At 73.7% G+C, this 13024-nt stretch carries 11 protein-coding genes and 1 riboswitch; of the genes, 8 read left to right on the top strand and 3 right to left on the bottom strand.

All coding sequences use genetic code 11. The features are described 5' to 3' along the window. Nucleotides 1-49 precede the first annotated feature (49 nt). From pcrA to VFW79_RS14370, 4 genes are all read left to right on the top strand, one after another. Nucleotides 50-2632 carry a DNA helicase PcrA gene (gene pcrA / locus VFW79_RS14385; RefSeq protein ID WP_329677979.1) on the top strand — a complete coding sequence of 861 codons (2583 nt, stop codon included), beginning with the start codon at nucleotides 50-52 and terminating at the stop codon, nucleotides 2630-2632. A 119-nt stretch (nucleotides 2633-2751) separates the two neighbouring features. Beyond that, nucleotides 2752-3927 (top strand): ADP-forming succinate--CoA ligase subunit beta, encoded by a 1176-nt coding sequence (gene sucC, locus VFW79_RS14380; protein ID WP_329677978.1) that lies wholly within the window; start codon nucleotides 2752-2754, stop codon nucleotides 3925-3927. A 39-nt stretch (nucleotides 3928-3966) separates the two neighbouring features. After that, nucleotides 3967-4857 (top strand): succinate--CoA ligase subunit alpha, encoded by an 891-nt coding sequence (sucD, locus tag VFW79_RS14375; protein ID WP_329677977.1) that lies wholly within the window; start codon nucleotides 3967-3969, stop codon nucleotides 4855-4857. A 77-nt stretch (nucleotides 4858-4934) separates the two neighbouring features. Continuing rightward, nucleotides 4935-6272 carry a DUF6350 family protein gene (locus tag VFW79_RS14370; RefSeq protein WP_329677976.1) on the top strand — a complete coding sequence of 446 codons (1338 nt, stop codon included), beginning with the start codon at nucleotides 4935-4937 and terminating at the stop codon, nucleotides 6270-6272. A 68-nt stretch (nucleotides 6273-6340) separates the two neighbouring features. Here the strand turns inward: VFW79_RS14370 and VFW79_RS14365 are convergent, their stop codons facing one another. After that, nucleotides 6341-6880, bottom strand: a complete 540-nt coding sequence (locus VFW79_RS14365) for a hypothetical protein (protein WP_329677975.1) — start codon at nucleotides 6878-6880, stop codon at nucleotides 6341-6343. Nucleotides 6881-6975: 95 nt separating this feature from the next. Between VFW79_RS14365 and purN the strand changes: the two genes are divergently transcribed. Beyond that, entirely contained in the window at nucleotides 6976-7629 is a 654-nt protein-coding gene (purN, locus tag VFW79_RS14360) for a phosphoribosylglycinamide formyltransferase (RefSeq protein WP_329677974.1), read from the top strand. Between the two features lies 1 nt (nucleotide 7630). Here purN and VFW79_RS14355 read toward each other — a convergent pair whose 3' ends face one another. Continuing rightward, nucleotides 7631-8614, bottom strand: a complete 984-nt coding sequence (locus VFW79_RS14355; RefSeq protein ID WP_329677973.1) for an NAD-dependent epimerase/dehydratase family protein — start codon at nucleotides 8612-8614, stop codon at nucleotides 7631-7633. A 125-nt stretch (nucleotides 8615-8739) separates the two neighbouring features. Between VFW79_RS14355 and VFW79_RS14350 the strand changes: the two genes are divergently transcribed. Both VFW79_RS14350 and purH read left to right on the top strand, forming a co-directional pair. Next, nucleotides 8740-9483, top strand: coding sequence for a TetR/AcrR family transcriptional regulator (locus tag VFW79_RS14350; protein WP_329677972.1), 744 nt, complete (start codon nucleotides 8740-8742; stop codon nucleotides 9481-9483). 4 nt (nucleotides 9484-9487) lie between these two features. Continuing rightward, a riboswitch (ZMP/ZTP riboswitch) is annotated at nucleotides 9488-9581 on the top strand. Nucleotides 9582-9624: 43 nt separating this feature from the next. Beyond that, nucleotides 9625-11244: a bifunctional phosphoribosylaminoimidazolecarboxamide formyltransferase/IMP cyclohydrolase gene (gene purH, locus VFW79_RS14345; protein WP_329677971.1), complete on the top strand. Its 1620-nt coding sequence runs from the start codon at nucleotides 9625-9627 to the stop codon at nucleotides 11242-11244. Nucleotides 11245-11289: 45 nt separating this feature from the next. On the opposite strand, the gene VFW79_RS14340 is transcribed toward purH, so the two are convergent. Then, complete coding sequence (locus VFW79_RS14340) at nucleotides 11290-12552, bottom strand: NAD(P)/FAD-dependent oxidoreductase (protein WP_329677970.1); 1263 nt, start codon at nucleotides 12550-12552, stop codon at nucleotides 11290-11292. Between the two features lie 37 nt (nucleotides 12553-12589). Here VFW79_RS14340 and VFW79_RS14335 point away from each other — a divergent pair, with 37 nt between their 5' ends. Then, a complete protein-coding gene (locus VFW79_RS14335; protein WP_329677969.1) occupies nucleotides 12590-12979 on the top strand; it encodes a DUF3017 domain-containing protein in 390 nt (129 codons plus the stop codon). Nucleotides 12980-13024 lie beyond the last annotated feature (45 nt).

Genomic DNA, 13024 nt, shown 5'->3' with positions numbered 1-13024 from the left:
GCCGGCGACGGTCACGAGTGTCGGCGCGGTTGCCTAGGCTGGTGTCGCCATGACCTCGCTCTTCCAGAACCTTCCCCTGCCCGGGCTCGGCGCCGCCGACGTCGCGCGGCTGCCCTCGGCCGTGCCCCCGCGCGATGTCGCCACCACCCGCCGTGCGGCCGCCGCCGACGAGGAGACCGATCCCCCGACCGGCCGCGTCGCAGGGTCGGCCGCCGAGGCCGAGGCCCTGCTCGTCGGGCTGAACCCGCAGCAGCGCGAGGCGGTGCTGCACCACGGTGGCCCGCTGCTCATCGTCGCGGGTGCGGGCTCCGGCAAGACCCGGGTTCTCGCGCACCGCATCGCGTACCTCCTGGCCACGGGTCGTGCACACCCCGGCGAGATCCTCGCGATCACGTTCACCAACAAGGCTGCCGCGGAGATGCGCGAGCGCGTCGCGACCCTCGTCGGGCCGTCCGCGCGCCGCATGTGGGTCTCGACGTTCCACTCCGCGTGCGTGCGGATCCTGCGCCGGGAGGCAGCGACGCTCGGTCTGCGGTCGAGCTTCTCGATCTACGACTCGGCCGATTCGCAGCGCCTGCTGACGATGGTCGCGCGCGAGCTCGACCTCGACTCGAAGAAGTTCCCGCCCAAGGCGCTCGCCGCGAAGATCTCGGCGCTCAAGGACGAGCTGGTCGACCCCGAGACGTTCGCGGCGACGGCGAGCAGCGACACGAGCTCCTTCGAGTCGGTGCTCGCGCAGGTCTACTCGCGCTACCAGGCCCGGCTCCGCCAGGCCCACGCGCTCGACTTCGACGACCTCATCATGACGACGGTCCACCTGCTGCAGGCGTTCCCCGCGGTCGCGGAGCACTACCGGCGGAGGTTCCGCCACGTGCTCGTCGACGAGTACCAGGACACCAACCACGCGCAGTACACGCTGGTCCGCGAGCTCGCCGGGGTCGGCGCGCGTCGCCGCGTGGAGGGTGAGGATGTGCCCGACGACGGCCCCCGCGGCGAGCTCACGGTCGTCGGTGACGCCGACCAGTCGATCTACGCGTTCCGCGGCGCGACCATCCGCAACATCCTCGAGTTCGAGGCCGACTACCCCGACGCGCGCACGATCCTGCTCGAGCAGAACTACCGCTCGACCCAGAACATCCTCTCGGCCGCGAACGCCGTGATCTCCCGCAACTCGGGTCGCAAGCCCAAGCGGCTGTGGACCGACTCGGGAGCGGGCGCGCAGATCGTCGCGTACGTCGCGGACAACGAGCACGAGGAGGCGCGCTTCGTCGCCGAGGAGATCGACCGGCTCGGCGACTCCGACGGCGTGCGCCCGGGTGACGTCGCGGTGTTCTACCGCGCCAACGCGCAGTCCCGCGCGCTCGAGGAGGTGCTGATCCGGGTCGGCCTGCCCTACAAGGTGGTCGGTGGGACGCGGTTCTACGAGCGGCGCGAGATCAAGGATGCCGTCGCGTACCTGCGGGCGATCGCGAACCCGGACGACGACGTCAACCTGCGTCGCATCCTCAACGTGCCCAAGCGCGGCCTCGGCGACCGTTCGGAGGCCATGGTCGCGGCGTTCGCCGAGCGTGAGCGCATCTCGTTCGGTTCGGCGCTCGGGCGCCTCGACGAGGTGCCGGGGCTCGGCACCCGCGCGATCACGGGCCTCGCGGCGTTCGCGACGATGATGACCGACCTGCGCTCGCTCGCCGCGTCCGGGACGGGTCCGGCCGAGGTCCTCGGCGCGGTGCTCGACCGGACCGGCTACCTCGCCGAGCTGCGGGCGAGCGAGGACCCGCAGGACCAGTCCCGGGTCGAGAACCTCGCCGAGCTGCACGCGGTCGCGAGCGAGTTCGCCCAGAGCGAGCCCGACGGCGACCTGGCCGACTTCCTCGAAAGGGTCTCGCTCGTCGCCGACTCCGACCAGATCCCGTCGGCCGACGGCGAGGACGGTGGGATCGACCAGGGCGTCGTGACCCTGATGACGCTGCACACCGCGAAGGGCCTCGAGTTCCCGGTGGTGTTCCTCACCGGCATGGAGGACGGCACCTTCCCGCACATGCGGTCGCTGGCCGACACCGACCAGCTGGCCGAGGAGCGCCGGCTCGCGTACGTCGGCCTGACGCGCGCCAGGGAGCGGTTGTACGTCTCGCGCGCCGCGGTCCGTACGTCGTGGGGCGTGCCCAACGAGTTCCCCGCGAGCCGGTTCCTCGACGACCTGCCCGAGGAGGTCGTCGACTGGCGGCGGCGTGAGTCGAGCATGGACACGCTGCGTCGTCCGGCCTACGGCTCGGGCGGGTACGGGTCAGGTGGTCACGGCTCGGGCGGGTACGTCTCGGGCGGGTACGGCTCCGGCGGGTCCGGGACGCGCACCGCGGGGTCGTCGACGCGCAGCGGATCGACCTCCACGGCGCGGGCAGGCTCGACGGCGCCGCGGGCCGCCGGCGGCGCGACGTTCGGCTCCGCGACGCCCCGACCCGAGGGCACGGTCCCGGACCTCGCGCTCGGCGATCGCGTCACGCACGACGCGTACGGGCTCGGCACCGTCGTCGGTCTCGAGGGCTCCGGTCCCAACGCGGTCGCGAAGGTCGACTTCGGCACCGAGGGGACCAAGCGCCTGCTGCTGCGCTTCTCGCCGGTGACCAAGCTCTGACGAGGGTGTGTCCGAGACGACATCTCTCGATGTGAAGATAGTTCGTCGTCGCGGTTACGATCGACTGGGCGGCGCGGCCAGACCAGGCCACGCGCGGGTCGACGGAAGGACCAAGCCAGGTGGACCTGTTCGAGTACCAGGCACGTGACATCTTCGAGAAGCACGGCGTGCCCGTGCTCGGCGGCGTCGTCGCCACCACACCCGAGGAGGCCCGCGCGGGCGCCGAGCAGCTGCTCGGCGGCGGGCCGGGTGTCGTCGTCGTCAAGGCGCAGGTCAAGGTCGGCGGTCGCGGCAAGGCGGGTGGCGTCAAGCTCGCCACGTCGGCCGACGACGCCGAGGCCAAGGCGTCCGAGATCCTCGGCATGGACATCAAGGGCCACACGGTCCACCGCGTGATGATCGCCGCGGGCGCGAAGATCGCCAAGGAGTACTACTTCTCGGTGCTGCTCGACCGGGCCGAGCGCCGGTGCCTCGCGATGGCGAGCGTCGAGGGCGGCATGGAGATCGAGCAGCTCGCGGTCGAGCGCCCCGACGCCCTCGCGAAGGTCGCGGTCGACCCTCTGGTCGGCATCGACCAGGCGAAGGCCGACGAGATCGTGGCGGCCGCCGGCTTCGACGCCGACGTCGCCCCGAAGGTGGCCGTCGTGCTGCAGCGGCTCTGGGACGTCTACCAGGGCGAGGACGCGACGCTCGTCGAGGTCAACCCGCTCGTGCTCACCGAGGCTGGTGACATCGTCGCACTCGACGGCAAGGTCACGCTCGACGAGAACGCCGGGTTCCGCCATCCCGACCACGCCGAGCTCGAGGACGCCGCTGCGGCCGACCCGCTTGAGGCGCGCGCCAAGGAGAAGTCGCTCAACTACGTCAAGCTCGACGGCTCGGTCGGCATCATCGGCAACGGTGCGGGGCTCGTCATGAGCACGCTCGACGTCGTCGCCTACGCCGGCGAGGCGCACGGCGGGGTGCGGCCCGCGAACTTCCTCGACATCGGGGGCGGCGCGTCGGCCGAGGTCATGGCCGCCGGGCTCGACATCATCCTGTCCGACCCGCAGGTGAAGTCCGTGTTCGTCAACGTGTTCGGTGGCATCACGGCGTGCGACGCGGTCGCCAACGGCATCGTCGCGGCGCTCGTGATGCTCGGCGACCACGCGACGAAGCCGCTCGTCGTGCGGCTCGACGGCAACAACGTCCTCGAGGGTCGCCGGATCCTCGCCGAGGCCGCGCACCCCCTCGTGACGCTCGCGGACACGATGGACGGCGGGGCCGACAAGGCCGCCGAGCTGGCCAACGCCTGAGCCCCCTGACTTCTTCACGAGACGAGAGAAACAACTGACATGGCGATCTTTCTGACCGAGTCCTCCAAGGTCATCGTCCAGGGCATGACGGGCTCCGAGGGCCAGAAGCACACGACGCGCATGCTCGCGGGTGGCACCCAGGTCGTCGGCGGAGTGAACCCGCGCAAGGCGGGGACGTCGGTCGACTTCCCGGCGGCCGACGGCGGGACCGTCGCGGTCCCGGTGTTCGGCACGGTGGCCGAGGCCATCGCCGCGACCGGCGCCGACGTGTCCGTCATCTTCGTGCCCCCGGCCCACACCAAGGCCGCGGTCATCGAGGCGGTCGACGCCGGCATCCCCCTCGCGGTCATCATCACCGAGGGTGTCCCGGTCGCGGACACGGCCGAGTTCTTCACCTACGCGCGGGCCAAGGGCACGCGGCTGATCGGCCCGAACTGCCCCGGGCTCATCAGCCCCGGGAAGTCGAACGTCGGCATCATCCCGGCCGACATCACGGGACCCGGGAGGATCGGTCTCGTCTCGAAGTCCGGGACGCTGACGTACCAGATGATGTACGAGCTGCGGGACCTCGGGTTCTCGACCGCGATCGGCATCGGTGGTGACCCGATCATCGGCACGACGCACATCGACGCGCTCGAGGCGTTCGAGGCCGACCCCGAGACTGAGGTCATCGTGCTCATCGGTGAGATCGGCGGGGACGCCGAGGAGCGCGCCGCGGCGTACATCCAGGCGCACGTCACGAAGCCGGTCGTCGGCTACGTCGCCGGGTTCACCGCGCCCGAGGGCAAGACGATGGGCCACGCCGGCGCGATCGTGTCCGGGTCGGCCGGCACCGCGCAGGCGAAGAAGGAGGCCCTCGAGGCCGCCGGGGTCAAGGTCGGCAAGACGCCGAGCGAGACGGCCGCGCTCGCCCGCGCGCTGCTCTCCTGACGCCGGGCCGGCCCGACAACCACGGCGCGCCGAGCCGGTTGGCTCGTCGGTCGCGTCCGAGCGGCGACCATGGTGGGGTGAACGACCCGTCTGGCACCGACCGGCTCGACCGGCTGCGTCGGCGTGTCCTGACGTCCGACGACGGCACCCCGCGGTTCTTCGCGAGCGACCTCGACGGTGCACCACGCTGGGTCGGCGGACTGCTCGCCGGACTGCAGGGCGCGCTGCTGTCCCTGCTCGTCGTCGTGCTGCCCACCGTGACGGCGTACGTGGTGACGTCGGCCGACCCCACGAACGCCGGCGTCCCCTGGACCCGGCCGGTCGCGTTCGGCGGCGCGGTGTGGCTGCTCGCGCACGGCGTCCCCCTGACCGTGGCAGGCGACGTGCTCACGTTGACGCCGCTGGGGGTGACCCTGCTCGCGGTGTTCACGTGCTACGTGTCGGCGCGGCGATCGGGGAACGCCACCGTGCTGTCCTGGGCCGCGGGCGTCGGCGGGTACACGGCGATCGCCGTCGCCGTCGCCCTCCTGGTCCGCGCGTCCGCCGCGGACGCGATCCTCGCGGCGCTCGGTGCGGTGGTGGTCTCGGGCCTCGGGCTCGCTGCCGGGCTCGCGCGCCGGCCCGAGGCGCGCCCGCTGCGCGACGTCCTGCGCCCGGTGTGGTCACGGCTCGCCCCCCCGCTCCGCACGGGGGCCGCCGCCGGGACGCTCGCGGTCGCGCTGCTCCTGGTGGCCGCGTCGGCCACGGTCGTCCTGTGGGTCCTGGCGGGACGCACGACCATCACCGACATCATCTCCTCGCTCGGGCTGGACCCGGTCGGAGGCGGCGTGCTCGCCGTCGCCGAGGTCGCCTTCGTGCCGAACTTCGTCGTGTGGGCGCTGTCGTGGCTCGCCGGCCCGGGCTTCCACGTGGGGACCGGCACGGTCTTCTCGGGAGCCGCTGTCGTGTCCGGTCCGCTGCCGGCGATCCCGCTCCTGGGGGCCCTGCCGCAGCCCGACGCCGCCGGTGGGCTGCTCAGGGCGGTGCCTCTGGTCCTGGTCGTGGCCGGGGTCGTCGCGGGTGCGTGGCTGCGCCGGCGGCTCGTCGCCGTGCGGTGGACCGACGCCGTCCTGGCGTGCGTCGCCGCGGCCGTCGCGGCCGGTGGGGGAGCTGGGCTCCTCGTGGTGCTCGCGAGCGGCGCGCTCGGACCCGGGCGGATGGCGGACGTGGGTGCGTCCGGGCTCGTCGTCGGGGCCGCGATCGCTGGCGGCGTCCTGCTCGGTGCGTTCCTCGCGGTGCTCCCGTTCGACCCTGCCGTCAGGGCGCGGGTCGGTCGTGCGTGGCACGACGCGCTGGCCCGCGGCACGGACACGACGGAGCCCGCCGCGGTGCGCCCCGTCCGGACGGGCACGACCTCGAACGAACCGGGCGGGTGATCCGACAGCGGGCGATCAGGCAGCGGCCGATCTGACGGCCGAGAGCTCGGACGCCGCGTCTTGTCGCCTCAGCCGCCGGTCGAACGGTCGCGCAGCTGCTGCTCCCAGTCCTTCAGGCCCTGCTCCAGGTCGTGCTGGCACGCCGCCTGGGCTGAGATCGTCAGCGCGCCGCGCAGGCAGTCCTGCTGCTTGACCTGCAGCGGCCACGTTGCGAACGTCGCCAGCAGCGTCAACGAGAAGAGCATCGAGAACACCAGCCCGAGGACGAGCATCGGCACGAGCGAGCCGCGCACCCGTCCGCGGACGACGGTGACGAGCGCGCGGATCCCGGTGACGACGGCGGCGACGAGGAACGCGAGCGACGCGACCTTCCACGGCAGGTTCAGCACGCTCAGGAGGATCGCCGCGAGCATGAAGAGGCCGAAGTGCACGATCTGACGGCTCCCGCGCACCACGGCGGCGGGATCCGGCGGTCGGGGCGGCGCGACCGGCGGCCGCTGGGCGACGGGCGGCCGGCCCTGGCCCGGCGTGGGTGCCGGTCGGTGCTGGTCGGGGTGCTGGTCGGCGCGTGGGCGATCGCCGGACGGCGGTGCGTACGGGTTGCTCACCCGAGCATTCTCGCCCATGCGCCGGGGTCGTCTGCGCGGTGCCCGTTCGTCGACCACACAGCTCGACCCGCCCCGAGGGCGGCTAGGGTCGCCCTGTGTCAGCACCGAGCCCGTCGAGGCCACCGAGGACCGCCGTCGTCCCCCCCACGGCTCGGGTCGTCGTGCTCGTCTCGGGGGGCGGCACCAACCTGGCGGCTCTCCTTGCCGCTCACTCCGAGCCCGCCTTCGGTGCCCGAGTGGTCGGCGTGCTGAGCGACGACCCAGCCGCAGGCGGCCTCGAGGTGGCCAGGGCCGCGGGCGTCGCGACCGCCGTCGTGCGGATCGCCGACTTCCCCGACCGCGCCGCCTGGGACCTCGCGCTCGCGGACGCGGTCGGGGTGTTCGGCCCGACGCTGGTCGTGAGCGCGGGCTTCATGCGGATCCTCGGAGCGGGTTTCCTCGCCCGGTTCGCCGGCCGCGTCATCAACACCCACCCCGCGCTGCTGCCGGCCTTCCCCGGTGCCCACGGTGTGCGGGACGCTCTCGCGTACGGGGTGCGGGTCACCGGCTGCACCGTCCACCTGGTCGACGAGGGGGTCGACACCGGGCCGATCATCGCCCAGCGCGCGGTCGAGGTGCTCGACGACGACGACGAGGCGAGCCTGCACGAACGCATCAAGACGGTCGAGCGTGCCCTTCTGGTCGACGTGGTCGGCCGCGTCGCGCGCGTCGGGATGACGGCTGAGGGACGGCGCGTCCGGCTCGGCTGAGTCAGCGCCGGGCTGGAGTCGTGGCGCCGGAGGACCGGCTGCCCCACGAGGCGAGCGTCTCCGCGACGATCGTGTCCCACGGCGTCGGGGCGAGCCCGAGCACGCTCTGGGAGACCGTCGAGTCCATGACGAACGGCTCGACGAACTGGTAGCCCATGGCGAACACCTCGCGCAGCATCGGAGACCCGATCCCGAGCAGCCGGACGGCCGTCATCGGCAGCGGACGGATCCGGGGCTCGGGCGCGCCCGCGGCGTCGGCGAACAGTGTCGCCAGCTGCCGGAAGGTGAGCGCCTGGGGCGAGGGGACGTGCCAGGCCCGGCCCCATGCGGCCTCGGTGGCTCCCGCAGCGGCGAGCGCTCGGGCGAAGTCGGCGAGGTAGGTCCAGGTGTGGGGCATGTCGGATGCCCCGATCGGGTGCAGCGGACGCCCCGCGAGCAGCGGTTCGAGCATGCGGGTCCCGGCGTGCGCTTGGCCGAGGGCGCCGGGGCCGACGTAGTCGCTGCCGCGCACCTCGGTCGCCCGCACTCGACCCGCCCGGTGGAGCCGCTCGGCCTCGCGCCACATCGCGATGCGCACGAGGCCCTTCGTCTCGGTCGAGGCGAGCGGGGAGTCCTCGCGCATGAGCTGCGTGCCGGCCCCGTACCCGTACAGGTTGCCGGTGGTCACGAGGACAGCTCCCGTGGCCTCGGCAGTGGCCAGGACGGCGTCGGCGATCGGCGGCCAGAGCGTCGGCCAGCGGTGGTAGGCGGGGTTGACGCAGTTGTAGAGGACGTCGGCGCCCTGGGCCGCGCGGGTGAGCGCTGCGGCGTCGGCGCTGTCGACCGCGGCGTGCCGGACGAGGGGGTCGGCGAGGGTCCCGGCGGTCTGGTGCGCGCTGGTTCCGCCCGAGCGGCTGAGGACGAGGACCTCGTCCCCCGCGTCCGCGAGCTGACGGGCGAGCGTCGAGCCGATGGGGCCCTTGCCGAGGATGACGTGGCGAGTCATGTCGTGCTCCTGGAGTCATGGAGAGCGGTGCTCTCGGTATGGAGCGATGCTCGCACTCGGCATCGCGCCCGTCAAGAGCGGTGCTCTCGCTTGCGAACACTGCTCGCGTCGATCACACTCGTCCGGTGGAGGACCGCCCCAACGCGCCGCGAGGCGCCCGCGAACGTGCCCGAGCCGCGGTCATGGGCGAGCTCCTCGCCTCGGCGCGCGCGCGCCTCGGCACCGACGGCCCAGCGCACCTGTCGCTGCGTGCCGTGGCACGTGACCTGGGCGTCTCGTCGTCGGCGGTCTACCGCTACGTGGAGTCGCGGGATGCGCTCCTCACGCTCCTGATCGTCGAGGCCTACGACGCCGTCGGCGAGGTCGCGGAGTCGGCCGCGGCGCACGCGCGCGCAGGAGGCTCGTCGCCCGCGCAGACCTGGCTCGCCGTCGCGCGGGGAGTGCGTGCCTGGGCGCTCGCGAACCCGCACTCGTTCGAGCTCATCTACGGCACCCCGGTGCCCGGCTACCAGGCGCCGCAGGACACGGTCGCCGCGGCGGTGCGGATCTGGGCGGTGATCGTCTCGATCATGCTCGAAGGGTTCGACGACGGCTCGCTCGCCCCCACCGGCCCGGACTTCGACCCCGACGGGCTCGTGACGGCCGAGGCGCTCGCGTTCGCCGGCATGGGCGCACCCCAGGACGTCCCGACCGAGTCCGCGCGCGCCGTCGTCCGGTCGTTCACGCTCTTCGCGTCGCTCATCGGTGGGCTGACGGCTGAGCTCTACGGCCACCTGCACCGGGTCGCGGACGACTTCCCCGGGGTGTTCGACGCGATGATCGCGACCGCCGCCGCAGGCGTCGGCCTGCACGTCGACCTGCTCGGGTAGACTGGGCCCCGGCCGTGACTGGCGTACCTGAGGTGGGCTGAACCACCGGGGAGCGGCCGCAGCATCGCGCCGTCGCACCGTTCGCCTGGGTGCTCGGGTCCTTCACGTCTCACGAGACCGCAACGACCCGGGAGGTCACCCATGTCTCACGAACTCACCCCGCTCGCCCCCGTCGCCGACGCGACCGCCGCTGCGACCCGCCGCCCGCTGCGCCGGGCACTCGTCAGCGTGTACGACAAGACCGGGCTCGCCGAGCTCGCGTCGGCCCTGCATGCCGCGGGGGTCGAGCTCGTCTCGACCGGCTCGACCGCCGCGACCATCGCGAACGCCGGCGTGCCGGTGACGAAGGTCGAGGAGCTCACCGGGTTCCCCGAGTGCCTGGACGGTCGGGTCAAGACGCTCCACCCACGCGTGCACGCCGGCATCCTCGCCGACACGCGGCGGACCGAGCACGTCCAGCAGCTCGCCGAGCTCGGCATCGAGCCGTTCGACCTCGTCGTCGTCAACCTGTACCCGTTCTCGGCGACCGTCGCCTCAGGCGCCGGGCCGGACGAGTGCGTCGAGCTGATCGACATCGGCGGGCCGTCGATGGTGCGCGCGGCCGCCAAGAACCACCCGAGCGTGGCCGTCGTCATCGACCCCGCGCGGTACGGGGCCGTCGCGGCCGCCGCGGCCGAAGGCGGCTTCACGCTTGCCGAGCGGCGCAGCCTCGCAGCCGACGCGTTCGCGCACACCGCCGCCTACGACACCGCCGTCGCCGCCTGGTTCGCGGCCGAGTACGCGCCCGACGCCGCCGCGGCCGAGTCGGGGTTCCCCGCGTTCGCCGGGGCATCCTGGACGCGCGGGAACGTCCTGCGCTACGGCGAGAACCCGCACCAGGGCGCCGCGCTCTACCTGGACGACGACGGCGCCGCCGGTCGTGGGCTCGCCGGTGCGACCCAGCTGCACGGCAAGGAGATGAGCTACAACAACTACGTCGACGCTGATGCGGCGTGGCGCGCGGCTCACGACCACGACGGTCCGGCCGTCGCGATCATCAAGCACGCGAACCCCTGCGGCATCGCGACCGGGACCGACATCGCCGCTGCGCACGCCAAGGCCCATGCGTGCGACCCCGTCTCGGCCTACGGCGGTGTCATCGCGGCGAACGCCACGCTGACCCTGGCCGCTGCGGAGCAGATCGCGCCGGTGTTCACCGAGGTCGTGATCGCCCCGGACTTCGAGCCGGCTGCGCTCGAGCTGCTGAGCAAGAAGAAGAACATCCGCCTGCTCACGGTGACGTCGGCGTCGCCGCGACCGTTCGAGCTGCGGTCGGTCTCGGGCGGTGTGCTCGCGCAGCAGACCGACCGGATCGACGCTGCCGGCGACGACCCGACGACGTGGACCCTCGCGACCGGCGAGGCGGTCGACGCCGCGACGCTCGCCGACCTGGCGTTCGCCTGGCGGTCGGTGCGCGCCGTGAAGTCGAACGCCATCCTGCTCGCCTCTGACGGCGCGTCCGTCGGGGTCGGGATGGGCCAGGTCAACCGCGTCGACTCGTGCCGGCTCGCCGTCGAGCGGGCCGGTGACCGTGCCCGTGGCTCGGTCGCCGCGTCCGACGCGTTCTTCCCGTTCGCCGACGGGCTCCAGGTCCTGCTCGACGCGGGCATCAAGGCCGTCGTCCAGCCCGGCGGCTCGATCCGCGACGACGAGGTGGTCGCGGCAGCGGTCGCCGCCGGCGTGGCCCTGTACCTCACCGGCACGCGCCACTTCGCGCACTGACCGCACCGACCGCAACGACCGCAGCCGCCGAGCAGACGGGGCGGATCAGCCGGTGACGGCCGCCCGGAGCGGCAGGGTCGGGTCGGCGGCCCTGCCGCGGTCGAGCCGGGGTAGGGCCGGGTCGGTGAACAGCCGGCGGGCGGCCGCGACGTCCCGGGGACGGTCGACCGCGAGGACGGCCGTGAGCACGTCGGTGCCCGGGCTGAACCACAGGGCCGTCCAGCCGTCGCCGGCAGCGGCCGACGGTCCGGTCGACGGCTCGCCGCGGAGCACGACGTCGTCGGCCGGGTCCGGCTGACCGAACATCGCGAGCTCGTGGCCGAGCTGGGTCGAGAACACGTAGGGCGCGGGGTCGTCGTCGACCCCCGGGCCGTTCGTCGGCGTGAGCAGTGAGCGCACAGCGAGCGCCGGGCCGCGCAGCGCGCCGTCCCAGTGCCCGCCGGCGACGACCCCATGCCGAGCCGACGCCCGTCGTGCGACATCGCCGACCGCGCGCACGTGCCACGGTCCACCCAGAGGCGTGAAGGTCCCGTCGACGCGGACCGAGCCGTCCTCCTCGAGCGGCAGGCTGCCCGCGAGCCAGCCGGTCGACGGCCGTGCGCCGACCGCGGCGAGCACGACGTCCGCCTCGAGGTGGCGTCCGCCCGCGAGCTCGACGCCGTCGCCACGCACCCGTTCGACCCGCGTGCCCGTGACGAGCTCGACCCCGGCGGCGGCGTACCACGGCACGGTCAGCGCGCCGACGGTGCTCCCGAGGGCCGGTGTCAGCGGCGCCCCCAACGCCTCGACGACCGTGACGGTGACGCCCGCGGCCGCCGCGACCCCCGCGACCTCCGCCCCGATCCACCCGGCACCGATGACGACCAACCGGGCCCCGGGAGTCAGCCGCGAGCGCAGGTGTGCAGCATCGGCGGCCGTGTGCAGCGTCGCGGCGGCCTCCCACCCCGCGGGCCGGATCGCGTGGGAACCGGAGGCGACCACGGCGGCATCGGCGGTGATGGTCCCGTCGGCGGTCGTGACGTCGACCGAGCCCGGGCCGATCAGCAGGCCCTGCGCCCGCGCGTCGAGCCGGACGTCGTCGGCGAGCGCGACCCCGTCGTCGCCGAGCTCGTCCGCGAGCCAGGCGGGACCCGGCCGGTCGAACAGGTGCTTCGAGAGCGGCGGTCGGTCGTAGGGCGCGAGACCCTCCGCGCCGAGCAGCGTCACCTGACCGTCGAACCCCTGCTCGCGCAGCGCGACGACGGTCCGGGACCCGGCCAGCCCGGCACCGACGACGACGACGGATCGGAGCTGTGCAGGGATCGTCACGCGGGCAACGGTAGTCTCCCGGACGGGAGGCACATCGATGGCGCAGGACGGTACCGGCGAGCTGGATGCGGCGGGCACGGCGGGGTCGGCTGACCCAGCGCCGGTGACGGGCCCGGTCGCGGCCGAGGAGCTGCCGGTCGACCCCCGGACCATCGCCCGTGCGTCGCTCGCCGCGGGCCGCAACTCGTCGCTGTGGTGGGTGACCGCGGGCGTCGGCGTCGCGATCGCCGTCTCCGTGCTCGTGAGTACCGCAGCGGGAGCGCTCACGCTCGCCGGGCTCCTGGCCGTCGGAGCCGTCGTGCGGGCTGCGACGCCGCCCCCCGGACCGGCGGCGCTCGTCGCCCGGAGTCGGCCGCTCGATGTGCTGATGCTCTTCTCGCTCGCCTTCGCGCTCGCGATCCTGTCGCAGGTGATCCCGACGCGCTGACGGCGCCGGACAGCACGACGCCCGGGCGCCGCCCGCTCAGGGGTG

Origin of the sequence: Cellulomonas sp., from assembly GCF_036279715.1 — a bacterium.
Classification (GTDB): domain Bacteria; phylum Actinomycetota; class Actinomycetes; order Actinomycetales; family Cellulomonadaceae; genus Cellulomonas_A.
Note: the sequence above shows the minus strand (reverse complement) of the source record. Positions and strands in the feature narration are given on the sequence as shown.